General features: G+C 65.1%; 15 protein-coding genes. 7 read left to right on the top strand and 8 right to left on the bottom strand.

Annotated features, from left to right (window positions below; genetic code table 11):
- Window positions 1–111: 111 nt before the first annotated feature.
- Entirely contained in the window at window positions 112–2511 is a 2400-nt protein-coding gene (locus C4K27_RS21100; protein WP_125738076.1) for a TonB-dependent siderophore receptor, read from the bottom strand.
- Between the two features lie 152 nt (window positions 2512–2663).
- Entirely contained in the window at window positions 2664–4316 is a 1653-nt protein-coding gene (locus C4K27_RS21095; RefSeq protein WP_053262019.1) for a cyclic peptide export ABC transporter, read from the bottom strand.
- A 186-nt stretch (window positions 4317–4502) separates the two neighbouring features.
- On the opposite strand from C4K27_RS21095, the gene C4K27_RS21090 reads away from it, so the two are divergent.
- Window positions 4503–5330: a formyl transferase gene (locus tag C4K27_RS21090; protein ID WP_053262018.1), complete on the top strand. Its 828-nt coding sequence runs from the start codon at window positions 4503–4505 to the stop codon at window positions 5328–5330.
- 128 nt (window positions 5331–5458) lie between these two features.
- On the opposite strand, the gene pvdO is transcribed toward C4K27_RS21090, so the two are convergent.
- The 3 genes from pvdO to pvdM are packed head-to-tail and all read right to left on the bottom strand — an operon-like array spanning window position 5459 to window position 9076.
- Complete coding sequence (gene pvdO / locus C4K27_RS21085) at window positions 5459–6358, bottom strand: dihydropyoverdine dehydrogenase (protein ID WP_053262017.1); 900 nt, start codon at window positions 6356–6358, stop codon at window positions 5459–5461.
- A 44-nt stretch (window positions 6359–6402) separates the two neighbouring features.
- Complete coding sequence (gene pvdN / locus C4K27_RS21080; protein WP_053262016.1) at window positions 6403–7695, bottom strand: pyoverdine-tailoring periplasmic protein PvdN; 1293 nt, start codon at window positions 7693–7695, stop codon at window positions 6403–6405.
- A gap of 31 nt (window positions 7696–7726) precedes the next feature.
- Window positions 7727–9076: a pyoverdine-tailoring dipeptidase-like protein PvdM gene (gene pvdM, locus C4K27_RS21075; protein WP_053262015.1), complete on the bottom strand. Its 1350-nt coding sequence runs from the start codon at window positions 9074–9076 to the stop codon at window positions 7727–7729.
- Window positions 9077–9294: 218 nt separating this feature from the next.
- Here pvdM and pvdP point away from each other — a divergent pair, with 218 nt between their 5' ends.
- Window positions 9295–10920, top strand: a complete 1626-nt coding sequence (pvdP, locus tag C4K27_RS21070; protein WP_053262014.1) for a pyoverdine maturation tyrosinase PvdP — start codon at window positions 9295–9297, stop codon at window positions 10918–10920.
- 224 nt (window positions 10921–11144) lie between these two features.
- Here the strand turns inward: pvdP and C4K27_RS21065 are convergent, their stop codons facing one another.
- From C4K27_RS21065 to C4K27_RS21055, 3 genes are read right to left on the bottom strand one after another with little or no spacing between them, the layout of a single operon-like run.
- Window positions 11145–12539, bottom strand: a complete 1395-nt coding sequence (locus tag C4K27_RS21065) for an efflux transporter outer membrane subunit (RefSeq protein ID WP_053262013.1) — start codon at window positions 12537–12539, stop codon at window positions 11145–11147.
- Between the two features lie 7 nt (window positions 12540–12546).
- Window positions 12547–14520: a MacB family efflux pump subunit gene (locus tag C4K27_RS21060; protein WP_053262012.1), complete on the bottom strand. Its 1974-nt coding sequence runs from the start codon at window positions 14518–14520 to the stop codon at window positions 12547–12549.
- Complete coding sequence (locus tag C4K27_RS21055; RefSeq protein WP_053262011.1) at window positions 14521–15693, bottom strand: efflux RND transporter periplasmic adaptor subunit; 1173 nt, start codon at window positions 15691–15693, stop codon at window positions 14521–14523.
- Window positions 15694–16026: 333 nt separating this feature from the next.
- Here C4K27_RS21055 and C4K27_RS21050 point away from each other — a divergent pair, with 333 nt between their 5' ends.
- The 5 genes from C4K27_RS21050 to C4K27_RS21030 all read left to right on the top strand — a co-directional run bounded on the left by C4K27_RS21050 (window position 16027) and on the right by C4K27_RS21030 (window position 22705).
- Window positions 16027–16509, top strand: coding sequence for a sigma-70 family RNA polymerase sigma factor (locus C4K27_RS21050; RefSeq protein ID WP_037004888.1), 483 nt, complete (start codon window positions 16027–16029; stop codon window positions 16507–16509).
- A gap of 131 nt (window positions 16510–16640) precedes the next feature.
- On the top strand, window positions 16641–17975 hold the full coding sequence (locus tag C4K27_RS21045; RefSeq protein ID WP_053262010.1) for a lysine N(6)-hydroxylase/L-ornithine N(5)-oxygenase family protein: 1335 nt from the start codon (window positions 16641–16643) through the stop codon (window positions 17973–17975).
- Window positions 17976–18486: 511 nt separating this feature from the next.
- Window positions 18487–21252, top strand: coding sequence for a magnesium-translocating P-type ATPase (mgtA, locus tag C4K27_RS21040; RefSeq protein ID WP_053262009.1), 2766 nt, complete (start codon window positions 18487–18489; stop codon window positions 21250–21252).
- Window positions 21253–21434: 182 nt separating this feature from the next.
- Window positions 21435–22151 (top strand): MgtC/SapB family protein, encoded by a 717-nt coding sequence (locus tag C4K27_RS21035; protein ID WP_053262008.1) that lies wholly within the window; start codon window positions 21435–21437, stop codon window positions 22149–22151.
- Between the two features lie 134 nt (window positions 22152–22285).
- Window positions 22286–22705 carry an ANTAR domain-containing protein gene (locus tag C4K27_RS21030; protein ID WP_053262007.1) on the top strand — a complete coding sequence of 140 codons (420 nt, stop codon included), beginning with the start codon at window positions 22286–22288 and terminating at the stop codon, window positions 22703–22705.
- Window positions 22706–22896 lie beyond the last annotated feature (191 nt).

The following is a 22896-nucleotide window of genomic DNA, read 5'->3' as shown; positions in this document are numbered from 1 at the left end:
CGATCGCAGCCTGCGGCAGCGGCTACAGGGGGGCCAGGGAATCCGGGGCAAACAAAAACGCCCTGGGAAGGTGGAACCTTTCCAGGGCGTGGGGGACGCGGGGGCGGAGTATCAGAAGTCCCAGCGGGTGGTGACCATGACGTTGCGTGGCTCGCCATAGATGGCCGAGTTATAGAAGCCGACGTTGGTGTAGTAGTACTTGTCGAAGATGTTGTTGACGTTGAGCGTCGCCGACAGGTTCTTGGTGATCTGGTAGCGGGTCATCAGGTCCACCACCCAGTAGGATTCCTGGGTGATGTCTTCATTCACGCCCTTGGGGCTGTTCCAGATTTGCTGCCAGGCCTTGTTCTGCCAGCGGGCACCGCCGCCGATGGTCATCTTGTCCAGGTCGCCAGTGAGCTTGTAGGTGGTGTAGAGGCTGAGCTGATCTTCGGGCTCGAAGGTCGAGAGCTTCACATCGTTGTCGTCGCGCACCACCTTGTGGGTGTAGCCGCCCTGCACCTGCCAACCTGGGGCGAGCTCGCCGGACACTTCCAGCTCGTAGCCCTTGGTGGTCGCCTTGCTGCCCTTGAACGCGTAGTTGGGCGGCGTCGGCGTCTGGTTGTTGTAGGCGTCGTCCGGTACCGAACGGTTGGTTTCCTTGACCTCGAAGTAGGCCAGGCTGGCGTTCAGGCGACCGTCGAAGAATTCGCTCTTGATGCCGATTTCGTAGTTCTCGCCTTCATCCGGCTCGATCAACTTGTTGTCGCGGTCGCGGTTGAAGTTCTCCTGGGGCATGAACACGTCGGTGTAGCTGGCGTAGACCGAGAAGTTCTCGTTCAGGTCGTAGATGGCCCCGGCGTAGGGAATGAAGCGCCCGGATTCGGTGTAGGTCGGCGTCAGGCCGGTCAGGCTGTAGTTGACCACGCGTCCGCCCAGCAGGACTTTCAGGTCGTCGGTCACGTTCAGGCGGGTGGTCATGTAGACGCCGGTCTGGCGGATTACGTCATCGGTGCGTTGCGACACTGGGCCCCAGTCGGGCTTGGGCAGGTTGCCGTGCCAGTTGTTGTAATCCACACGGTTGGGGACCGAGAAGGTTTCGTCCCAGTAACCCTTGCCTTTCCAGTGGGCCTTGCTGATCGAACCGCCGAGCACCAGGTCGTGGTCGCGCCCGAGCATGCTGAACGGACCGCTGACATAGAGGTCGGCCGAGTCGCTGGTGGTGTCGCCCTTGTAGCGTTGCGCGTTGATTTCGGCGCTGCCGTCGGGCTGCGGCTGGTCGAACTGGATGGAGCCCATCTGGGCGTCGTAGCCGTTGTACTTGTGGTCCAGTTGCAGCTTGGTCACCCAGCCGTCGCCCAGGTCGTGTTCCAGGGTGGCGAAGACCGTGCGGGTGTACTGCTGCCAGCTGCTCCAGTCGGTGGCGTTGCTGAACGAGCGCTTGGCGTCGTTGCGCTCGCCCTTGGAGTTGAGCAGCGGGAAGCTGCCGGACCAGGTGGAGCCCCTGGGGTCGTTGTCCTGATAGTCGGCGCCCACGGTCAGCAGGGTGTCGGGCGACAGGTCGAACTCGACGATGCCGTAGAACACCGAGTTCTTGGTCGAGTAGCGGTCGATGAACGAGTTCTTGTCCTGGTAGGCGGCCACGGCCCGGCCGCGGACGTTGCCGGTTTCGGTCAGCGGGCCGCTGACATCCAGTTCGCTGCGGTAGTTGTCCCAGGAGCCTGCGCCCAGGGTGGCGTGGCCCTGGAAGTCGGCGGTGGGCTTTTTGCGCACCAGGTTGATGGTGCCGCCCAGGGAACCGGCGCCGCTGAGCAGGCCGGATGCGCCCTTGAGCACTTCGATGCGGTCGTAGATCGCCATGTCGCTCAGGGTGTTGCCCGCCGAATAGGCGACGTTGCGCACGGCGGAGGGAATGCCGTCGTACTGGAAGTTGTTGATCGAGAATCCGCGGGAGTAGTAGTTGGTCCGGTCGGTGTCGAACGCCGACACGGTGATGCCCGGGGTATGGCGCATGACGGCGTCGACGCTGTTAAGGGCGAAGTCGTCCATGTGCTGGCGGGTGACCACGCTGATCGACTGCGGGGTTTCGCGCAGGGTCAGTGGCAGGCGGGTGGCGGTGGCGATGGTGCCCGGGGTGTAGGAGCCGGTGCCTTCGGTCACGTTGCCCAATTGGTTGGCGGTCACTTGCGTCGGGCTCAGCTCGAGGCCCTCGGCGCCGGCACTGGTGGCGCTGAGGGTCAGCGAGTTGCCCTGCAGGCTGTAGCGGATTCCGCTGCCGGTCAGCAGGATGTCGATGGCCCGTTGCGTGTCCATCTTGCCCTTCACCGCGGTGCTCTGCTTGCCTTGCACGTCCTGCGGGCTATAGAGCACCTGCAGGTTGGTCTGCCGCCCGAACTCCTGCAGGGCAGTGCCTAGCGATTGCACGGGAATATCCAGCTCGATCTCTTGGGCCTGTACATAGCCGGCTACCGGCAGCGACACCGCAAGGGCCAATGCGCTGGGGAGAAGCTTGATGTTCAGGGCCTTTCGCATGGATAGCGCTTTACTCAGGGGACTGAGACCGAGTACTGCTGGCATGGATGCGTTCTCTTCTATGTATAGGTTGGCAGGTGCTGGTATTTATTGCGGTTAATTCTCATTACCGATAGTGAGACGTTCATCCATGGACAAACCGGAAAAAAGATTCAGGCCGGTTGCATTTCGCGCACCACCTTGCCCGCGCGCAGACGCACCAGCTGGTCGGCGATATCGAAGTAACGATCGTCGTGACTGATGACGATGATGGTCTTGCCCAGGCGCTTGAGATCCGGCAGCAGCTCGGTGTAGAAAATCCGCCGGAAGGCCGGGTCCTGGTCCGCCGCCCATTCGTCGAACACCAGCACCGGGCGCCCTTCGAGCCAGGCATTGACCAGGGCCAGGCGCTTGCGCTGGCCGGTGGAGAGGTCGGTGGTGGTGAAGGCGCCATCCTTGACGCTGACCTTGTGCGCGATCTCCAGGCGGTCCAGGTACTGGCTGGCGCTGTCCAGCGACTGCTGGCCGCCGCCCTGGACCAAGTCGTCGAACAGGTAGTAGTCGGCGAACACGGTGGTGAACAGCTGGCGGTAGTCGTCCCGGGCCAGGTCGGTCACGGCCTCGCCGTTCAGGCGTATTTCCCCGGCCTGGGGCTGGTACAGCCCCAGCAGCAGCTTGATCAGGGTGGTCTTGCCACAGCCGTTCTCGCCGACGATGAACACGATATCGCCCTGCTTGATGTCCAGGTTGATTGGCCCCAGGTGGAACGGCTCGCTGCCTTCCACCGCGGGCGGGCTGTAGCTCACGCCACGCAGTTCGAGGCTGTGCACCACGGGTTTCGGCGCCTCGGTAGCGTCCAGCAGCAGGTAGGGTTCGGGGGAAGAGAAACGCTCGGACAGCTCGCTGATGCGGCCGAAGGCGATCTTCGCCTTGCCCACCACCGGGAGGTAGGACACCAGGTTTTCCAGCGGGCCCTTCATGTACAGCAGCACCAGCACGAAGCCGGTGATCACGGTCGGGTCCGGGTTCGGGTTGTAGGCCTGCATGGCCAGGGCCAGGCCGATGACCACGAAGAACAGCATCGAGCCGAAGGTCTTGGCCAGGATATAGATGTTCACCGACCGTACCTGGATCGAGGCGATGCGGTCCGCGGTTTCCCGGATCCGGTGGGTGTTCATCCGGTAGCGGCGCGGGCGGTGCATGCGCAGTTCCTTGGCGCCGGAGGCAATGGCGTTGTAGTAGCGCTGCAGTTCGTCTTCCTGGTCACGGGCCAGGTCGAAGCCGCGGATCCCCTTGCCGCCGGCCACGTACTGCACGCTGATGCCGATGATGATGGCGACCACCATCATCAGGAACATCGGCACCGACAGGTATGCCAGGTAGCCCAGGCAGCCCAGGGTGACGGTGGCGGCGATGGCCAGCGGGGTGAAGGCGAAGGAGAAGTCGCTGATGGTGTCGACGTCGTGGGTCAGCACCGGGATCAGGCGGTGGGAGCGGTAGCGCTCGATCTGGGTGATGGGCGCCGAGAGCACTTTTTCCCCCAGGTCCTTGCGCAGGGCGGCGATGATCCGCTGGCCCACGTAGTTGGTGCCGATATCCGAGACGATCGAGCTGGTCAGGGCCAGCAGGCACAGGGCGGCGAAGGTCAGCACCACGCCCTGGGTCATGCCGGTCGCCGAGTGCAGGGCGTTGTTGATGGTGGCTAGCAGCAGGGTGATGGCCAGGCCGCCTACCATGCCCAGGGCCACGGAAATCACCACAGTGGTACGAAAGGGTCTGAGCAGGGCGAGCAGTCCGTGAAAGGCTCCGCGCTTGGGGTCGGTCATAAGGGGTTCCCGGCAGTGAATGAAGGGTCGAGGCAGAAAGACCCGTACCCATGACAGACGAACCGTTGGCGGGAGTATTTAGCGCGGCTGCGGGCGTGGATAAATTGCCCGGCACCTGATTCGTTCTTGTTCTGCAGGTGCACGCGTAACGACGTCGTGCCTGGCCCATTCAGCGAGAGCGAGCAAATGACGAAAAAGAATCTGGTGTATGTCTGGTCCCTGAGGAACGCGGCGGCCGACAAGGCCGGGCAGCCGGTGGCCTACAAGGATCACGAGCGCTACATGAAGTCGGTGCTGGAGTTCCTGGTGGAGACGCTCAACCAGACGCCCCTGGGCGACGCTTATAACCTGGTCGGGGTGGTGTATGACGACGACGAACAGTCGCCACGGGACCGGCAACTGGTGAGCGACTACGGCTTCGCCTATCAGCCCGGCCGGCAATGGCTGTACCCGGCGGACCTGCGCGTGCAGGGGCGCCTGGTCAATGAGCTGCTGCTCAGCGTGCCGTCCACCTATCGCCGCCATCCGCGCGGTACGGCCGAGCACATCGCCGGCAAGCAGGATTTCGAGCGTCGCCTGCACGACACCCTGGTGGACCTTGCGGCCGACATCGTGGTGCTCGACGGCCTGCTGGTGATCCTCGACGAGCTGGTGCGCCCGGGCGCGCCTTTCGCGCGGCGGATCATGAACATCCATCCGGGCATCACCCGCCTCGAGTCGCCTTACGAGCGCCGCGGTGCCTATGCCACCTGGAATGCGCTGTACGGCGCCCGGGGGCAGAAGGTGGTGGACTGGACCACCCGGGAAACCGAGCCGGTCGAGCCGCTGTACATGACCGGTGCCTCGTTCCACTACGTGGACAACGGCATCGATTCCGGCGAGGTGTTCCACGACGTGCTCAACACCGAGATCGCGCCCGAGGACACCATCCTCGAACTGCGCTGGAACAACTTCAACAACAGCCTGTTCCCGGCCTTGCATGAAGGCCTGGCGTTGCTGGCCCAACAGGGCTGAACCCATTGGCGGGCGCCGCACCTGGCGCCCGCTGTCTCGCAAGCCCCCCGGGTCGATCGCAATCTGTAGCCGCTGCCGCAGGCTGTGATCGGGGCGCAGCCCCGTAAGCCTGCGACGCGGGCGCGGGGTTACAGTTCGCGCACGACGCGGAAGCCGATCCAGTCGCCGCGGGTGCTCGGGTAGATATTGTTGCGATTACCCGAACGCGAGAACACCGGAGCCTCGCCCCAGTCGTTGCCACGGATCTGCAGCGATTCGCAGCCCGGCTCTACCCAGGCACTGCCATCGGTAGGCGCGCCCACATAGTTGGCGTGTTCGCAGTCGGCGATCCATTCATAGACATTGCCATGCATGTCGTACATGCCGAACGCATTGGGCGGGTAGCTGCCCACCGGCGAGCTGAAGCTGTAGCCATCGGCCGGGCCATAGGTGTTGGCGTGCTTGGCGATGCTGTAGCCCTTGCCTTCATCGAACGGAAACGGGAAGGGCCCCTTGGAACCGGCGCGGGCGGCGTATTCGCGCTGGGCCTCGCTGACCATCGAATAGTTGTGCCCGGTCTTTTTCGACAGCCAGGCGACATAGGCCTTCACGTCGGCGAAGTCCATGCACACCGCCGGCTGACGTGGGCCTTGCGGGTAGCGCGGCTTGCTGGCGACGCATTCGCGGCCGGGGCGGGTGTCGCCATTGGCGATGACCACGCCGGTCTGCTTGACGTAGCTGTCCCATTCGCCGGCGGTGATCTGGAAGCGACTCATGGCAAAGGGCTTGGCGAAGGTCACGTCATGCATCGGGCCTTCGTCGGGCTCGCGGCCGACCTCGTCGTCCGGAGTGCCCATGGTGAAGGTGCCGGCGGGCAGCACGACCATTTCCGGGCAGTCCTTGCAGTCCTTGAACACCTGGCCCGGTTGCGGTGTGGCGGCTTGTGCGCCCTGGCACAGCAGGCCGCCGAACAGGGCGAGCAAGGAGGTGGCGCAGAGTTTTTTCAGGGCCAGTGGTGGGGTGGCGGGGTGAGTCGGTTCAATGGTCATGAGTCATCTCAAGGGTAGGTAGGTGGATCGCCAGTGGCGCGCGCTCAGAGGGTGCGCGCCAGCAGGTCCATGAAGCGGTCGATCTGCGCTTCGTCGTTGAGCAGCCCGGGCGCGGTGCGGATCACCGGGCCGACGTCGCGGTCCACGGCATCGGCCACCACGCGGTTTTTCATCAGGTAGGCGGCGACCGCGTCGCTGTCCTTGCCCTTGACCCGGAAGAAGGTGAAGCCGGCGGACAGCTCGCTGCTCAGCGGCGTTACCAGTTCGATCTGCGGATGTTGCTGCAGGCGTCGTTTCAGGTAGCTGTTGAGGCTGTGAATGCGCGCCTGGACCTCGGCCTTGCCCAGTTCCAGGTGCAGCTTGAAGGCTTCGTCCAGCGCCCAGCGGTGCTCGAAGGCGTGGTAGCCGCCGGGCGACATGCTGGTGGCGAAATTGTTGTCTTCGGAGAAGGTCGGCGTCATCGGGGTGACGTCCTTGAGCTCCTCGGAGCGGGCGCAGACGATGCCGGTGCCGCGCGGGCCGAACATCCACTTGTGGGTGCCGGCGATAAAGAAGTCGCAATGCATGTCCGGGAAGCTCAGGTCTTCCACGCCGAAGCCGTGCACGCCGTCGACCACGTAGAGGATGCGCTCCTGCTCGGCGCGCTCGCGGTTGAGTTCCTCCACCAGCTGGCCGATCTGCCCGATCGGCAGTTTCACGCCGCTGCCGGACTGCACCCAGGTCATGCCCAGCACCCGGGTGTTGGGGCGGATGCTGCGCTTGATCGAGCCCAGCACTTCGTCCGCCGACACCGTATGGGCGTTTTCGAACAGCTTGATCTTGCGCACCTGGGTGCCTTGTTTTTTCACTCGAAAGTCCAGGCTGTACTCGGTGGAATAGTGCTCGTGGACGGTGGTGAGGATCTCCTGGTCCGGGCGCACATGGAGGCCGCCGTAGATCATCGCCAGGCCTTCGCTGGTGCTGCCGGTCAGGGCGATCTGCCCGGGCTTGGCGTCCAGGTAGCGCCCGGCCCATTTGCGCACCTCGGCTTCGCGCTTCCAGGTTTCCTCCAGGTCCCAGTCCATGGCCAGGCCGGGGTTGCGGTCGATGCTCGCGCGGTGGCGCTCGATGGCGTCGCGCACCGGCTTGGGGTGGGAGGTCACCAGGAAGTTGGAAAAGTGCAGGTAGTCCGGGTCCTGGTTGAACAGTTGGCGTAGTTGCAGCCATTTGTCCCCGGACGCCGGGGTGCTGTCGCGGGCTTCGTCGGCCCGGGCCAGGGAGGCGAGGGCGGCATTGCCCAGCGGCAGGCTGGCGGCAAGGACGCCGGCCTGTTTGAGAAAGGTACGGCGGTCAGTCATGGCTTGGGTTCACTTGTTCGGCCAAGGAAATTCAACGGTTGGCTACCGGGCGCGCGGCTTTCTGCACCTGGTCCCAGACCCGCAGGAAGTTGCCGCCCCAGAGCTTGGCGATATCCGCCTCCGAGTAGCCGCGCGACAGCAGTTCGGCAGTGACGTTGCGGATCTCGCCGACGTTCTCCCAGCCCTTGACCCCGCCGCCTTCGTTGAAGTCCGAGCTGATGCCGACATGGTCGATGCCGATCTTGCGTACGGTGTAGTCGATGGCGTCGCCCAGGTCCTTGAGGGTCGCCTTGGGCTCCTCCTCGAGGATCCCGTACAGCTCGCCGGCGTACTGGCCGAACTTCTGTTCCGGCCAGGCCGAGATGATCGGGTCGCCCGGCATCAGGGCCATGGCCAGGTTCGGCAGCGGCGGCAGGTCGAAGCGCGCGCGCAGGGCGTTGAGCTTGTCCTGGGTGGCCTGGGTCAGCGGGCGCAGGTACTGCGAGAAGCCGACCACCTGGACCACGCCGCCGCTGTTCTTGATCAGTTGCATTTCCTTGTCGCTGAGGTTGCGCGGGATATCCACCGAGGCCCGGGGCGCCGAGTGCGAGGCCACCATCGGCGTGCGGCTTAGCTGCGCCACCTGCTCCAGGGCCTTGGTCGACATCTGCGAGACATCGATGATCACCCCCAGGTCGTTGAGGCGGTGCACCGCCCGCTTGCCGATCTCCGACAGGCCATCGAGGGCGTCCGGGGAGTCGTTGAAGAACGGCAGCGGCCGCGAGGAGTCGGCCCAGGCGTTGTTGCCGATGTAGCTGAAGCCGAACATGCGCATGCCGCGGGCGGTCCACAGGTCCAGCAGGTTCAGGTCGTTGCCCAGGGGGTAGGCGTTGAGCATGCTGATGAAGATCGCGAACTTGCCTTCGCCGTGCAGGCGGCGGAAATCGTCCGGGGTGTAGGCGATGCCGACCTGGTTGGGGAAGTCGCGGACCATGCCGGAGATAATCTTGTAACGGACCTCCTGCTGGTTGCGCGCTTCCTCGACAAAGCCCTCGGTGGGGCGATGCGGTGCGTTGGGGCCATTCCACATTTCCGGCCAGCCGAAGATGGTCAGGGCCGCGCCGGACAGGCGCCCGCGATTGGCCTTGACCAGGTCGAACTGGCCACCGCCGTCCTTGTCGAACTCGTTGCCGGCGGCGCCGAAGTCCAGCGGCAGGCTGATGTGGCTGTCGAACGACAGGATGCGCTCCTGCAATTCATCGGCCTGCTTGATCACCTTGACCGGGTAGCCGGGGTTGCCGCGCAGCCAGTAGTCCCAGGCCAGAAAGCCTGCTCCGGCAGCGACGGCCAGGGCCAGCGGCAGACCGATGTAAAGAGCCTTTTTCGAACGTGGTTTTGTCATTGCCATCTCAGTCGGGTTCGCCGTCAAAGTGCAGGCGTGCCGGTACGGGGGCAGCGCCTTTGCTATCTGGGAAGAACGAGTGAGGTCGGGGGAAAATTAGGCTCTGTGGCCGGTCTGCGCGGCGGGCGCGGACCTTTGTTGGCGCCGCTTAAATTTCCCCCCACTGCAAACGTCCTAGCTGGGATAAGGCCTGCTTCAGGGCTGACACAGGTAGGGCAATGACGATTTCTCGACGAGGGTTTATCGCAGGCTTGGCGCTCACTGGAGCTGCGGTGCCCGCGGCCATTTATGCGCACCGTGAACTGACGCGTGAGGAGGAGCCGGAAACTCCCGGCGAAGCGACGGTCGATCTGGCGGACACCGCCGGCCAGCAATTGGCGGACAAGCTGCGCGGGGTCTGGACCCTGCGTTTCGAGGGCGCGGACGGCGGCCTGGCGGGCTTGCCGCGCGAGGGGTTGGAACTGTTTCTCGACATTGCCCAGCGCGGGCGCGGCCTGCGCGGCTACCTGGACCGTGCCGAGGCCTTGCGTGGCGAGGGCGAGCCGCGTTACCGGGTAGTCGGCGATCTGCTGGCGCCCGACCCAAAGCAGCTTTACTGGCGCCTGGTCAGCGCCGATGCCGGCGACGGCGCGCCCTGTTATGAATTCAGTGTGGTGCTCGACGAGGTCTGGGCCGATTTCGGCAACGCCGGCAGCGGCACCCTCAGCGGGCGTATCCTGCGCCTGGACCGGCCGCTGGCGCTGTCCGAGCAGGACAATCGCTTTGTCGCCACCAAGCAGCTGTTTCCCGAAGCCCGCCAGCGTATCGGCCTGAATCCGACGCTGCTGGCCTGGCTGATTTCCCCCGAGCACCGGCTGTTTCACCAGCTGTGGCATGCCTCGCGGGACAAGTGGCACACCCTGTCCGAAGAAAAACGCGACGCCCTGCGCGGCATCGGCTGGCAGCCCGGCCCGCGTGGCCAGGAGCGTGACGCCCGAGGCAAGCGCAAGGATCGCAATGGCTCGGGTATCGACTTCTTTTTCATGCACCGGCACATGCTCGGCTCCGCGCGTTCCATGCAGGACCTGCCGTCCTGGCTGAACTTCCCGACCCCGCAGCCGGAGCTGGAGCGCGATCGTCAGGGTTTTGCCCGCTATTTCGACAACCATGACGGCTTCGCCCTGCCGCCGACCTGGCTGGCCAGCGACGACGCCGAGTACACCCAGTGGGTCAGCGACATCAAGACCGCCGAGACCTACCACAGCAACTTCCAGGTCTGGGAATCGCGTTACCGCGACCCGCGCTACCTGTCAACCCTGACCCTGGGGCAGTTCGGTTCCGAGGTGGAATTGGGCCTGCACGACTGGCTGCATATGCGCTGGGCCTCGGTGCCGCGCGACCCCTCCAACGGCGCGCCGGTGCCGTTCGCCCGCGATCCGGCGGATTTTTCGGCGCGCTGGTACGCCGCGGAAAACGATTTCCTCGGCGATCCGTTTTCTTCCCATGTGAGCCCGGTGTTCTGGCATTTCCACGGCTGGATCGACGACCGCGTGGAGGACTGGTTCCGCGCCCACGAGCGCTTCCATCCGGGTGAAGTCAGCCGCCTTGAAGTCAACGGCGTGCCCTGGTTCGCCCCCGGGCGCTGGGTCGAGGTCGACGACCCCTGGCTGGGCCCGGACACCCACGGTTGCAGCACCACCCCGGGCCTGCAGCTGGGGCGCTCGGTGGAGATGGACCCGGAAACCATGAAGCTGGCTTTGCGCATCACCTTCGCCGAGGAAGACAAGCTGGCCGAGCTGTTTCGCAAAGTGCCCAAGCGGCCCTGGTATGCCCGCCACCTGAAGGTGCGTGAGCGGTTGCTGTAACAATGCTCACCGCCCGTACAGACAGCCAGGCCCGGTAGCCGCTGCCAAACGCAGCGAAGCTGCGATCGAGGTGGGCGGCATTCCGACACAGTCCTCGCGAGGCCTGTGCACGGGATTTGTCTGCAACACCGTGTTGCCTGATTCACGGCCGCTTCGCGCCCGGTCGCAGCCTCGCTGCGCTCGGCAGCGGCTACAGACGAAGCAGCGGTGCGCAATCTACATTTTCAGAGGGCTTGCCAGCCGCCCCCCAAAGCCTTGTACAGGGCGATGCTGGCTTGCAGGCGCGACAGCCGCAGTTGCACGTTCTGGTCCTGTGCGGCGTACAGGGTGCGCTGGGTTTCCAGGACCGTCAGCAGGTCGGCGGCGCCGGCCTGGTAGCGGCTCTGGGCGATGTCGAAGGCGATCTGTGCCTGGCGCAGTTCTTCGCTCTGCCATTGCCGCTGCTGATCGAGGCCGCGGATGCTGGCGAGGGCCTTTTCCACATCGGCGAAGCCGTTGACGATCGCCCCGCGGTAGGTTTCCAGCAACTCTTGCTGGCGCGCCCGCGCCTTGTCGCGTTCGGCGCTCAGGCGGCCGGCGTTGAAGATCGGCGCCGCCAAGGCGCTGGTGAGGTTGTAGAAGGGGCTGCGCAGGATATCCGAGGCGGAATTGGCGCCCGAACCGAGGCTGGCGCTCAGGGTGACGCTGGGCAGCATCGCCGCCCGCGCCACCGTGACGTCGGCCTGGGCGGCGGCGAGCCTGGCTTCGGCGCTGGCGATGTCCGGGCGGCGGCTCAACAGGTCGCTGGGCACGCCGGAGTCGATGCTGGGCCAGCTCAGTTGGGCGAAGGGTTGCCGGCCGAGGTCGAGGCTCTGCACCGGCTGGCCAAGCAGGGCGGCGAGGGTGATCCGCGCGTCCTCGGCCTGTTGCTGCACCAATGGCAACTGGCGCTGCTGGGCGGCTACCAGGCTCTTCTGCTGGGCCAGCTCCAGGGCGGTGGCCGAGCCCGAGTCATAGCGGGTCTGCACCAGCCTGAGCACGTTTTGCGCATTGGCCAGGTTGAGTTCGGCGATGCGGCTCTGCTCGCGCAGCGACAGCACCTGGGTGTAGCTGTTGGCGACGCCGCCGAGCAGGGTCAGCTCGACGGTGGCCTGGTCGAATTCGCTGGCCCGCAGGCTTTCCACGGCGCTGTCGCGGGCCGCGCGCCGGCCGCCCCAGAAGTCGATTTCATAGCTGGCGCTGAGGCTGGCGTCGAAGTAGTCCACGGCCTTGTTGCTGCTGTCGGCGTCCAGTTGGCTGTAGCCGTTGCCGCGCAGCAGTTTCTGCCGGTTGGCGTTGAGCGCTCCCTTGAGCTCCGGCAGCAACGGCGCGCCGGCGATCACCGCCGAGGCCTGCGCCTGGCGCACCCGGGCCATGGCGGCGGCCAGGTCGTGGCTGCCCAGGCGGGCCTGTTCGATCAGGCGCTCCAGTTGCGGGCTGCCGAAGCGGGTCCACCATTGGCGATTGTCCTGCTGCGCGGCCGCGGTATGGGGCGAATGCCAGGCGGGCGGGGCCTGCAGGCCGCTGTCCGGGCGCGGCGCGGGGCTGCTGCAGGCCGCCAGTAACAGGCTGGCGGCGATAAGGCTGAGGGACGCTTTCATAGGTCGATCATTCATTGGTGAGGGCCGTGACCGGGTCGAGCCGGGCAGCTTTGCGGGCCGGCATGAAGCCGAAGATGACGCCGGTGACCAGGGCGCAGGCGAAGGCGCCCAGGACCGCCACCAGGGAGAAGGCCACCGCCACTTCGCTGAGGATCAGTACGCCGCCGATGATCAGCGCCACGCCGATCCCGGCCAGGCCGCCGACCACCGAGAGCATCACTGCCTCGGTGAGGAACTGGCGCAGGATGTCGCGCTGGCGGGCGCCGGTGGCCATGCGGATGCCGATCTCCCGGGTGCGTTCGCGCACGGTCATGAGCATGATGTTCATCACCCCGATGCCGCCCACCAGCAGCGAGATCGCGGCGATGGCGCCGAGCATCAGCGACAGGGTGTTCTGGGTCCGTGCCTCGGCCTGGATCATGGCGGCGTTGTTGGTCAGTTCGAAGTCGCGTTTGCCGCCGTGCATGCGCAGCATCAGTTCGTCGATTTCGCGTTCGGTCTGCTTGACCCGGCTGGCATCGGCGGCGGCGATCGCCACGTACTGCGGGTTGTGGTCGCCGAACAGGCGGATGCTGGCGGCGGAGTAGGGTACGGCGATGCGGTCGTCGCTGTCGCTGTCGCCGGAACTGGCGCCCTTTTCCGAGAGCACGCCGACCACCTGGAATGGCACGTTCTCGATCAGGATGTATTGGCCGATGGGGTTGGCCACGTCCTTGAGGAGTTTTTCCCGGACCTTGTGGCCGATCACCGCCACCGCCGCTGCCGAGCGTTCGTCGGCGTCGCTGAAGTAGCTGCCCTGGGCCACGGGCCAGTTGAAGATCTCCGGGAAGTTGGTGTCGTTGCCACCCACATAGCTCATGTAGTCGGCGTTGCCGAAGCGGACCCCGGCCTTCGCGCCGTTGACCGGCATGATGCGTTTTACCTGGGGCAGGTTGGCCAGGGCCGCGACGTCGTCCAGGGTGACGATGCCCTCGGGCGTGCGCGGGTTGGGCGAGTAGCCGCTCAAGTAGATGATGTTCGAGCCGAAGGCGCCCATCTGCGCCATGACCTGGCGTTTGCTGCCTTCGCCCACTGCCAGCATCACCACCACCGAGGCCACGCCGATGACGATTCCCAAGAGGGTCAGGGCGGTGCGGAAACGGTTGATCCACATCACCCGCCAGGCCGCCTGCACGGCATCCACCAACTCGCCTTTCCAGGCGCCGTTGGGTTCGCTGCCGTCGGCCAGGCGCTGGCGCAGGTCCACTGCCTGCAGGGCGCCGCTGTTGGCGCTGGCCTGGACCTCGGGGTGTTCGTCGGCGGTGTCGCTGATGATCTCGCCGTCGCGGATTTCGATGATGCGCTTGGCCCGCGCCGCGACTTCGCGGTCGTGGGTGATGAGGATCACCACGTGGCCCTGGCTGGCCAGTTCGTCGAGCAGGCTCATGACCTCGGTGCCGCTGTGGCTGTCGAGGGCGCCGGTGGGTTCGTCGGCGAGGATGATATGGCCGCCGTTCATCAGCGCGCGGGCGATCGACACCCGCTGCTGCTGGCCGCCGGACAACTGGTGCGGGCGGTTGCCAGTGCGGCTGGCCAGGCCCAGGCGGTCGAGCAGGGCGGCGGCGCGGGCGTGGCGCTCGGCCGCCGGGGTGCCGGCATAGATCGCCGGCATCTCGACGTTTTCCTGGGCCGAGCCAGAGGGAATCAGGTGGTAGCCCTGGAACACGAAGCCGAAGGCCTCGCGACGCAGCCAGGCCAGTTCGTCGCTGTCCAGCCGGGCGACGTTTTCCCCGGCGAACAGGTACTCGCCCGAGGTCGGGCGGTCGAGGCAGCCGAGGATGTTCATCAGCGTCGATTTGCCGGAGCCGGAGGCGCCGACGATGGCGACGAACTCGCCGGCGTGGATCGACAGGTCGATGCCACGCAGCACGTCCACTTGCGGCGTGTCGCCACCGCCATAGGATTTGCGGATGCCCTTGAGGTCGATCAGCGGGGTTTGCATTCAGCCTCCGCTGCTTTGCGCGGGACCGATCAGCAAGTGATCGCCTTCGGCGAGGCCGTCCAGGACCTGGATGTGCAAGCGGTCGCTGATGCCGACCCGTACCTTGCGCTCCTCGATCGAGCCGTTTTTCGCCACCACCCGGGCCAGCTGGACGCCGCTCTCGGTGCTGCCCTGCAGGGCGGCGATCGGCGCGGTGAGAACGTCCTGCGCGCGCTCGGCGACAAAAAACACCTGGGTGGTCATCTCGGCCATCAGCGCGTTGTCGGCGTTATCCACATCCAGCAGCACGGTGTAGAGCACCACCCGGCCGCTGCCGCTCTTGCTCGAACTGTTGGGGCTGCCGCTGCCCTGGCTGCTTTCGTTCAGCGGCTTGGGCGGGATCGGCAGGATCTGCCGCACGGTGCTGGTCCAGCGCCGGGCGCCGCCGCTCAAGGTGGTGAAGTAGGCGGTCATGCCCGGCTTGACGTGGCCGATATCGGCTTCGGAGACCTCGGCCCAGACGGTCATCGGCGACAGCCGGGCGATGCGCAGGATCAACGGCGTCTGTTGCTGGGCGTTGAGGGTCTGGCCTTCGCGGGCGTCCACCGCGACCACGGTGCCGGACATCGGCGCGTAGATCCGCGTATAGCCCAGCTCGGCCTGGTCACTGCGCAGGCTGGCCTGGGCCTGGCGGATCTGCGCCTGGAACATGTCGATCCGCGCCTGGGTGGCCTTGAGTTCGGCGCGGGCGGTCTGCACGTCTTCGTCGCGGGTCGCGCCGCCGGCGGCGAGGTTCTGCTGGCGCTGGTACTTCTGCCGGGCCAGCTCGTTCTGCGCCCGCTGCTCTTGCAGCTGGGCCTGCAGGTTCTCGATGGAGAAGCGGCTGGCATCGAGCTTGGCCTGCTGGGTGGCGGGGTCGATCTCCACCAGCAGCTGGCCTTCCTTGACCGGGTCGCCGGCCTCGACGTGGATCTTGCGGATCTGCCCGGACGCCTGGGCGCCGACATCCACGTAACGCCGCGGTTGCAGGGTGCCCAGGGCGGTCACGCTGCTTTCGATGGTGCCGCGGCTGACTTGTACGGTGGCGAGCTGGTCGCGCCCCGGCGGCAGGAACTGCCAGGCGGCGAAGGCAACGACAGGAATCAGACACAGGGTGACAAGCAGGGCGCGTCGGGTATGACGGGGACGTTTCATGCAGGGTTCCGGCCAATGGAAGTCGGCCCGTCGTCCGGCCTGGCCCAGGGGGTGGGCAGGGCTGGAGGCTGTCGCCAGAGCGACAGATACGGGGAGCTGTCAGGTAGACGAGAAGCGCCGGAGGGAATTTAAGTCATGACACATGGCGTTACAGGTGCGGGGTTACAGGTTAGGCGACGAAAATAAAACTGGCGAATCGACACAGCACTTTAAATCTATATGAGAATTACTATAAATTACGCCACTTCTAAACTGCCATCATCGAATCGCCCGCCCAGGGGCGGAGTGCCAGTCGTGCTCAAGGACAAAAGCCGCGTATCGCGGTCGGGAGTCATGTTGGAAAACTACTATCGCGAGCTGGTGTGTTTCCTCAACGCCAAGCTGGGCAACCTGCAGGTGGCCGAAGATGTGGTGCATGACGCTTATGTGCGGGTGCTGGAGCGTTCCAGCGACACGCCGATCGAGCAACCGCGGGCCTTCCTCTACCGCACGGCGCTGAACCTGGTGATCGACGGCCATCGGCGCAACGCCTTGCGCCAGGTCGAATCCCTGGATGTGCTGGACAATGAAGAGCGCTTCTTCAGCCCCTCGCCACACACCAGCATCGACCACGGCCAGCGCCTGGACATGCTGCAACGGGCGCTGGCGGAGCTGCCGGCGCTGTGCCGGGAAAGTTTCCTGCTGCGCAAGCTCGAAGGCCTGTCCCACCCCGAGATCGCCGAGCGCCTGGGGATTTCCCGCAGCCTGGTGGAGAAGCACATCGTCAATGCGATGAAACATTGCCGGGTGCGGGTCCGGCAGTGGGACGCCCATTGATCCTTCTTTGTTAAATTTTTTTTCACTGTCCTCGTTCCTACTCAACAGACGACCTGCTGCCTCGCCATGGGCCGATCAGGTCACCGTCGATTTCTCCCCGCGTTGAGGGATTTATCCAGAGGACACTGGAAATGACACAGGCAATTGCATCGACCATCGTTCACGACCTGATCGGTATCGGTTTCGGCCCCTCGAACCTGGCGCTGGCTATCGCGCTGGAAGAACGTGGCCAGATTCAGGGTCCGCTGGACGCGCTGTTTCTCGACAAGCAGGCCGACTACCGCTGGCACGGCAACACGCTGGTGGCCCAGAGCGACCTGCAGATTTCCTTTCTCAAGGACCTGGTGACCCTGCGCAACCCGACCAGCCCGTACTCCTTCGTCAACTACCTCAAGCACCACGGCCGCCTGGTGGACTTCATCAACCTGGGCACCTTCTATCCGTGCCGCATGGAGTTCAACGATTACCTGCGCTGGGTCGCCGGGCACTTCCAGGAACAGAGCCGCTACGGTGAAGAAGTACTGGCCATCGAGCCGGTGCTGCACAACCAGCAGGTCGAGGCGCTGCGGGTGATTTCCCGCGACAGCCAGGGCCAGGAGTTTGTCCGCACCAGCCGTTCGGTGGTGGTCAGCCCTGGCGGCACGCCACTGATCCCGGACACCTTCAAGGCGCTCAAGGACGACGGCCGGGTGTTCCACCACGCGCATTACCTGGAACGCATGGCCAGCCAGCCGTGCGCCAGCGGCCAGCCGATGAACGTGGCGATCATCGGTGGCGGGCAGAGCGCCGCCGAGGCCTTTATCGACCTCAACGACAGCTTCCCTTCGGTACAGGTGGACATGCTGGTCCGCGGTTCGGCACTGAAGCCGGCGGACGACAGCCCGTTCGTCAACGAAGTGTTCTCGCCGGCCTTCACCGACCTGGTGTTCCAGCAGCCGAGCGGCGAGCGCGAGCGCCTGGTCCACGAGTACCAGAACACCAACTACTCGGTGGTGGATGTCGACCTGATCGAACGCATCTACGGGATTCTCTACCGGCAGAAAGTCTCCGGCATCGCGCGCCATGCCTTCCGCACCCTGACCACCGTGGAAAAAGCTAGCGCCACCGCCCAGGGCGTCGAACTGGTGCTGCGCAACACCTCCACTGGCGAGCTGAGCACCGGCCACTACGACGCGGTGATCCTGGCCACCGGCTACGAGCGCCAGACTCACCGTGCGTTGCTGGCGCCGCTGGAAGCCTACCTGGGCGACTTCGAAGTGGACCGCAACTATCGGCTCATCACCGACGAGCGCTGCAAGGCCGGCATCTACACCCAGGGCTTCAGCCAGGCCAGCCACGGCCTGAGCGATACCTTGCTGTCGGTGCTGCCGATCCGCGCCGAGGAAATCGCCGCCTCGCTGTACGAGCACGACAAAGGCCGCCACAGCCGTTCGGTGCGCGACCTGCTGCTGGCCACCGCCAGCTGACAGAGGTCGCCGGGCCCGATAGTTCAGTGTTGAACGTTCGGGCCCCATTCCTGACCGCTCTACACCCCGCAAATTCCCGCTGTTATCTCCCCTGGTCGAGCGCCCGCCGACGACCCTTCCTGAACCTTCGCTGAAGAACTTTTCGATTCCCCCGTCAGCGCCTTGCCGCCGATTTACTCTGCAAAAACCGCGGCGTAAGCTGCGCGCGTTTTCCATCAAGCGGAGACCCACAGTGGGTACTTGTTCGAGCGACAGTAGTCGGCCGGTTTCGCTAACCGGCACCTTCCCGGCAAGATAACGCGCCCGCCTTGTGTGCCGTTGTCTCGCCATGACAGCGAGCGGCGGCTTCCCGATCGTGGCCTTCAGGGCCCGTTCCCGATGTCCTTCTCATCGACACTGCAACAGTGGGTGATGCCTGGCGCATCGCCGCGCTACGGCTGCGCCTGTTTGCGCGGCCGGCGAACCAGACCTGGCTGTGAGTTTCCCGGCGCCGACCGTTAGGGGACACACCATGAATCTCACCCTGCTCAAAGAGTTTTTTGCCGGCTTCCTGCGGACCCGGCACTTTGCCCGGCACTTTCGCCGCCTGGCCTTGCTGGAGAGCTTCAGCGACGCCAGCGTCAGCCGCGACCTGCCACCGAGCCTCGCGCACACCCTGGTGACCGCGGCCAACGACGATGCCACGGACCTGCTGCAACGCCTCGGCAGCCACACCGATGGCCTGAGCGAGGCCGAGGCCCAGGCCCTGCGCGAGCAGCATGGCCTCAACGAGGTCGAGCACGAGCAGCCGCTGCCGTGGTGGACGCACCTGTGGCATTGCTACAAGAACCCCTTCAACCTGCTGCTGACCCTGCTGGCGGTGATCTCCTGGCTGACCGAAGACATGAAGGCGGCCACGGTGATTTTTTCCATGGTGGTGCTCTCCACGCTGCTGCGCTTCTGGCAGGAGGCCAAGTCGAACAAGGCCGCCGATGCCCTCAAGGCAATGGTCAGCAACACCGCCACCGTGCTGCGGCGCAACGTGGTCGACGTCGCGCCGTCGGTGTTTGCCCGGCTGCATGGCGCGGCGGTGGCCAGCCAGGGCCAGCAACGCCTGGAACTGCCGATCCGGCAACTGGTGCCGGGCGACCTGATCCAGCTCTCGGCCGGCGACATGATCCCCGCCGATTGCCGGGTGCTCAGCGCCAAGGACCTGTTCGTCAGCCAGGCGGCGATGACCGGCGAATCGATGCCGGTGGAGAAATTCCCGCGCCAGCAGGACGCCGCCACCCTCAATCCGCTGGAGCTGGACAATATCCTGTTCATGGGCACCAACGTGGTGTCCGGCGCGGCCACCGCGCTGGTTCTGAGCACTGGCAACGCCACCTATTTCGGCGCCCTGGCGCAGCGGGTCGGGGCCACCGACCGGGCGCCGACTTCGTTCCAGAACGGGGTGAACAAGGTCAGCTGGCTGCTGATCCGCTTCATGTTCGTCATGGCGCCGCTGGTGCTGTTCATCAACGGCTTCACCAAGGGCGACTGGATGGAGGCGCTGCTGTTCGCGCTGTCGATCGCCGTGGGCCTGACCCCGGAAATGCTGCCGATGATCGTCACCTCGACCCTGGCCAAGGGCGCGGTGTTCCTGTCGCGCAAGAAAGTCATCGTCAAGCGCCTGGACGCGATCCAGAACTTCGGCGCCATGGACGTGCTGTGCACCGACAAGACCGGCACCCTGACCCAGGACAAGATCTTCCTCGCCCGGCATGTGGATGTCTGGGGCGAGGAGTCCGACGACGTGCTGGAAATGGCCTACCTGAACAGCTACTACCAGACCGGCCTGAAGAACCTGCTGGACGTGGCGGTGCTGGAGCACGTCGAAGTGCACCGCGAGCTGAGGGTCGGCACGGCGTTCCAGAAGGTCGACGAGATTCCCTTCGATTTCAACCGGCGGCGCATGTCGGTGGTGGTGGCCGAGAAGGAGCGTGCGCACCTGCTGATCTGCAAGGGCGCGGTGGAGGAGGTGCTGGCGGTGTGCACCCGGGTGCGTCATGGCGCCGCCGAGGAAATGCTCAGCGACGAGCTGCTGGCACGAATCCGCCAGGTCACCGCCCAATTCAATGGCGAAGGCCTGCGGGTGGTGGCCGTGGCCGCCCGGCCGATGCCCCGGGGCCGCGACAGCTACAGCCTGGCGGACGAGCAGGGGCTGACCCTGATCGGTTACGTGGCATTCCTAGACCCGCCCAAGGAAAGCACCGCGCCGGCCCTCCAGGCCCTGGCCGCCCATGGCGTGGCGGTGAAGGTGCTGACCGGCGACAACGAGTTGGTGACGGCGAAGATCTGCCGCGAAGTCGGCCTGGAACAACAGGGCCTGCTGCTGGGCAACGACATCGAGCGCATGAGCGATACGCAGCTGGCCAAGGCCGTGGAAACCACCAACGTCTTCGCCCGGCTCACGCCCTCGCACAAGGAACGCATCGTCCGCCTGCTCAAGGGCAACGGCCATGTGGTCGGCTTCATGGGCGACGGCATCAACGACGCGCCGGCGCTGCGCACCGCGGACATCGGCATTTCGGTGGACAGCGCCGTGGACATCGCCAAGGAAGCGGCGGACATCATCCTCCTGGAGAAAAGCCTGATGGTGCTGGAGGAGGGCGTGCTGGAAGGCCGGCGGACCTTCGCCAACATGCTCAAGTACATCAAGATGACCGCCAGCTCGAACTTCGGCAACGTGTTCTCGGTGCTGGTGGCCAGCGCCTTCATTCCGTTCCTGCCGATGCTGCCGATGCACCTGCTGGTGCAGAACCTGCTGTACGACATTTCCCAGATCGCCATTCCGTTCGACAACGTCGACGAGGAAATGCTGGCCCGTCCGCAGCGCTGGCAGCCGGCGGACGTCGGGCGCTTCATGCTGTTTTTCGGGCCGATCAGTTCGATCTTCGACATCAGTACCTTTGCCCTGATGTGGTACGTGTTCGACGCCAATACCCCGGACCACCAGACCCTGTTCCAGTCCGGCTGGTTCGTGGTCGGGTTGCTGACCCAGACCCTGATCGTGCACATGATACGTACGCCGAAGATCCCCTTCCTGCAAAGCCGCGCGGCCATGCCGCTGCTGGTGATGACCGGGTTGATCATGGCCATCGGCATCTTCCTGCCCATGGGCCCGCTGGCGCACTACTTCAAGCTGCAGGCGCTGCCGTCGCTGTACTTCGTGTTCCTGCCGGTGATCCTGCTGGCGTACATGGCGCTGACCCAGGCGGTGAAGGGCTTTTATATCCGCCGGTTCGGCTGGCAATAAGCTGCGGCAGCGGCTACAGGGTTAACCGGTAATCGCCATCTGCTCGTAATGCCAGCCGGTGCAAGATACCCGGCACCCTGGCCGGCCTCATCGCGGACCTGTCGGATCGCCGCCCGCTCGCACCGGCAAAGTGCACCTATCCTTAACGGCAGCCGAACGCCGCGTACTCAAGGACTCCCTTCATGCAAGCACTCCAGAACATTAACCTGGCCTCCCTGGTGGACACTCTGGTCAGCCTCAGCGCGGCCTTTATCCTCGGTGGCCTGATCGGCTTCGAGCGCCAGTACCGGCAACGCACCGCCGGCCTGCGCACCAACGTGCTGGTGGCGGTGGGCGCGGCGATTTTCGTCGACATGGCCAACCGCCTCGGCGGCGCCGAGGGCGCGGTGCGGGTGGTGGCCTATGTGGTGTCCGGCATCGGTTTTCTCGGCGCCGGGGTGATCATGCGCGAGGAGGGCAATGTTCGTGGCCTGAACACCGCGGCCACCCTCTGGGCCTCGGCGGCGGTGGGCGCCTGCGCCGGCGCCGACCTGATTCTCGAGGCCTTTCTCGGCACGCTGTTCGTACTGGCGGCCAACACCCTGCTGCGGCCGATCGTCAACAACATCAACCGCCAGCCGCTGGATGTGATCTCCGCCGAGGTCACCAACATCGTCTATGTCATCGCCCATCGCTCCAAGCAGAAGGCCGTGTTCGCCCTGCTCGAAGCGGAACTGGAACGCAGCAACTACCCGGCCAGCGACATCGATGTCCATGCCTTCGGCAACGACGACGTGGAGATCGAAGCCACCCTGGCCACCACTTCGGTGGACGGCGACGAGCTCGACGCCCTGGTGGCGCGTCTGTCCACCTCGGCCCTGGTGGAGCAGGCGTTCTGGAGCCCCAGCACCACCGAATAAAGCGCCCGTGCAGGGGGCTTTCCTGGGAGAAATTTCTCGTGCGCGGCAATTTTTGGGAATTGTCTTAAAGAGTTGGCCAGGGGCCATCGGATAGTCTGTCGGGCCTCTGTGTTCAACCGATAGTTGCCACGCCGATGCCCAACAAACGCTTGAGAATACTGATTGCCGATGCGTCCCGGGAGCAGTGTGGGCGCATCCAGCGTTTGTTGAATGGCCTGGGGTATTTCCGCGTCGCGGTGGTGGAGTCTTTCCGCGAACTGGTGACCCTGACTCACTATTCCTGCGACCCCTTCGAGAACTTCGACCTGTTGCTGCTCAGCGGCGAGCTGGCGTTCGCCGCCGGGGTGGACGCCGGCGCGTTCTGCCAGGGCAACCCGCAGATCCGCCATGCCATGATCTATGGCGGTCGTACCGAACAGGCATTGCCGGTGGTCCTTGGCGCCTCTGCGCTACAGGAGATTCTCTGGGTGCAGGGCGCCACGCAGGAGATCCTCCAGCGCTTCATTGCCCATATCAATCCTCCCGCCTCCTCGGGTAAAGACCGAACCTTGTGAATACTGAATAGCCCCGCCGTTGATGGGAACAGGGCTTGCGTCATGCTGCTGGAGGTGGAAACCGCCACCTGGCCAGCGGTTTGCTGATGGCCGCTGCCGGGGCCGGACGGGTCTTTTGGCTCCATCCGGAGCGGATAAAAAGCAGGATTCATGGCCGCCCATGGATAGCCGATGTGTTCCGCCGATGTGGG

It is taken from the genome of Pseudomonas chlororaphis subsp. chlororaphis, from assembly GCF_003945765.1.
Lineage (GTDB): Bacteria > Pseudomonadota > Gammaproteobacteria > Pseudomonadales > Pseudomonadaceae > Aquipseudomonas > Aquipseudomonas chlororaphis.
The sequence above is the reverse complement of the archived record's forward strand: the minus strand, read 5'-3'. Positions and strand labels throughout refer to the sequence as shown.

Bases quoted from the DNA above. Each gene is read 5' to 3' on its own strand.
- pvdO (WP_053262017.1), bottom strand. From the start codon at position 6,358: ATGACCATTGAACCGACTCACCCCGCCACCCCACCACTGGCCCTGAAA.
- pvdP (WP_053262014.1), top strand. From the start codon at position 9,295: ATGACGATTTCTCGACGAGGGTTTATCGCAGGCTTGGCGCTCACTGGA.
- pvdN (WP_053262016.1), bottom strand. From the start codon at position 7,695: ATGACTGACCGCCGTACCTTTCTCAAACAGGCCGGCGTCCTTGCCGCC.
- C4K27_RS21050 (WP_037004888.1), top strand. From the start codon at position 16,027: ATGTTGGAAAACTACTATCGCGAGCTGGTGTGTTTCCTCAACGCCAAG.
- C4K27_RS21055 (WP_053262011.1), bottom strand. From the start codon at position 15,693: ATGAAACGTCCCCGTCATACCCGACGCGCCCTGCTTGTCACCCTGTGT.
- C4K27_RS21100 (WP_125738076.1), bottom strand. From the start codon at position 2,511: ATGCGAAAGGCCCTGAACATCAAGCTTCTCCCCAGCGCATTGGCCCTT.
- pvdM (WP_053262015.1), bottom strand. From the start codon at position 9,076: ATGACAAAACCACGTTCGAAAAAGGCTCTTTACATCGGTCTGCCGCTG.
- C4K27_RS21090 (WP_053262018.1), top strand. From the start codon at position 4,503: ATGACGAAAAAGAATCTGGTGTATGTCTGGTCCCTGAGGAACGCGGCG.
- C4K27_RS21060 (WP_053262012.1), bottom strand. From the start codon at position 14,520: ATGCAAACCCCGCTGATCGACCTCAAGGGCATCCGCAAATCCTATGGC.
- mgtA (WP_053262009.1), top strand. From the start codon at position 18,487: ATGAATCTCACCCTGCTCAAAGAGTTTTTTGCCGGCTTCCTGCGGACC.
- C4K27_RS21030 (WP_053262007.1), top strand. From the start codon at position 22,286: ATGCCCAACAAACGCTTGAGAATACTGATTGCCGATGCGTCCCGGGAG.
- C4K27_RS21065 (WP_053262013.1), bottom strand. From the start codon at position 12,539: ATGAAAGCGTCCCTCAGCCTTATCGCCGCCAGCCTGTTACTGGCGGCC.
- C4K27_RS21045 (WP_053262010.1), top strand. From the start codon at position 16,641: ATGACACAGGCAATTGCATCGACCATCGTTCACGACCTGATCGGTATC.
- C4K27_RS21095 (WP_053262019.1), bottom strand. From the start codon at position 4,316: ATGACCGACCCCAAGCGCGGAGCCTTTCACGGACTGCTCGCCCTGCTC.
- C4K27_RS21035 (WP_053262008.1), top strand. From the start codon at position 21,435: ATGCAAGCACTCCAGAACATTAACCTGGCCTCCCTGGTGGACACTCTG.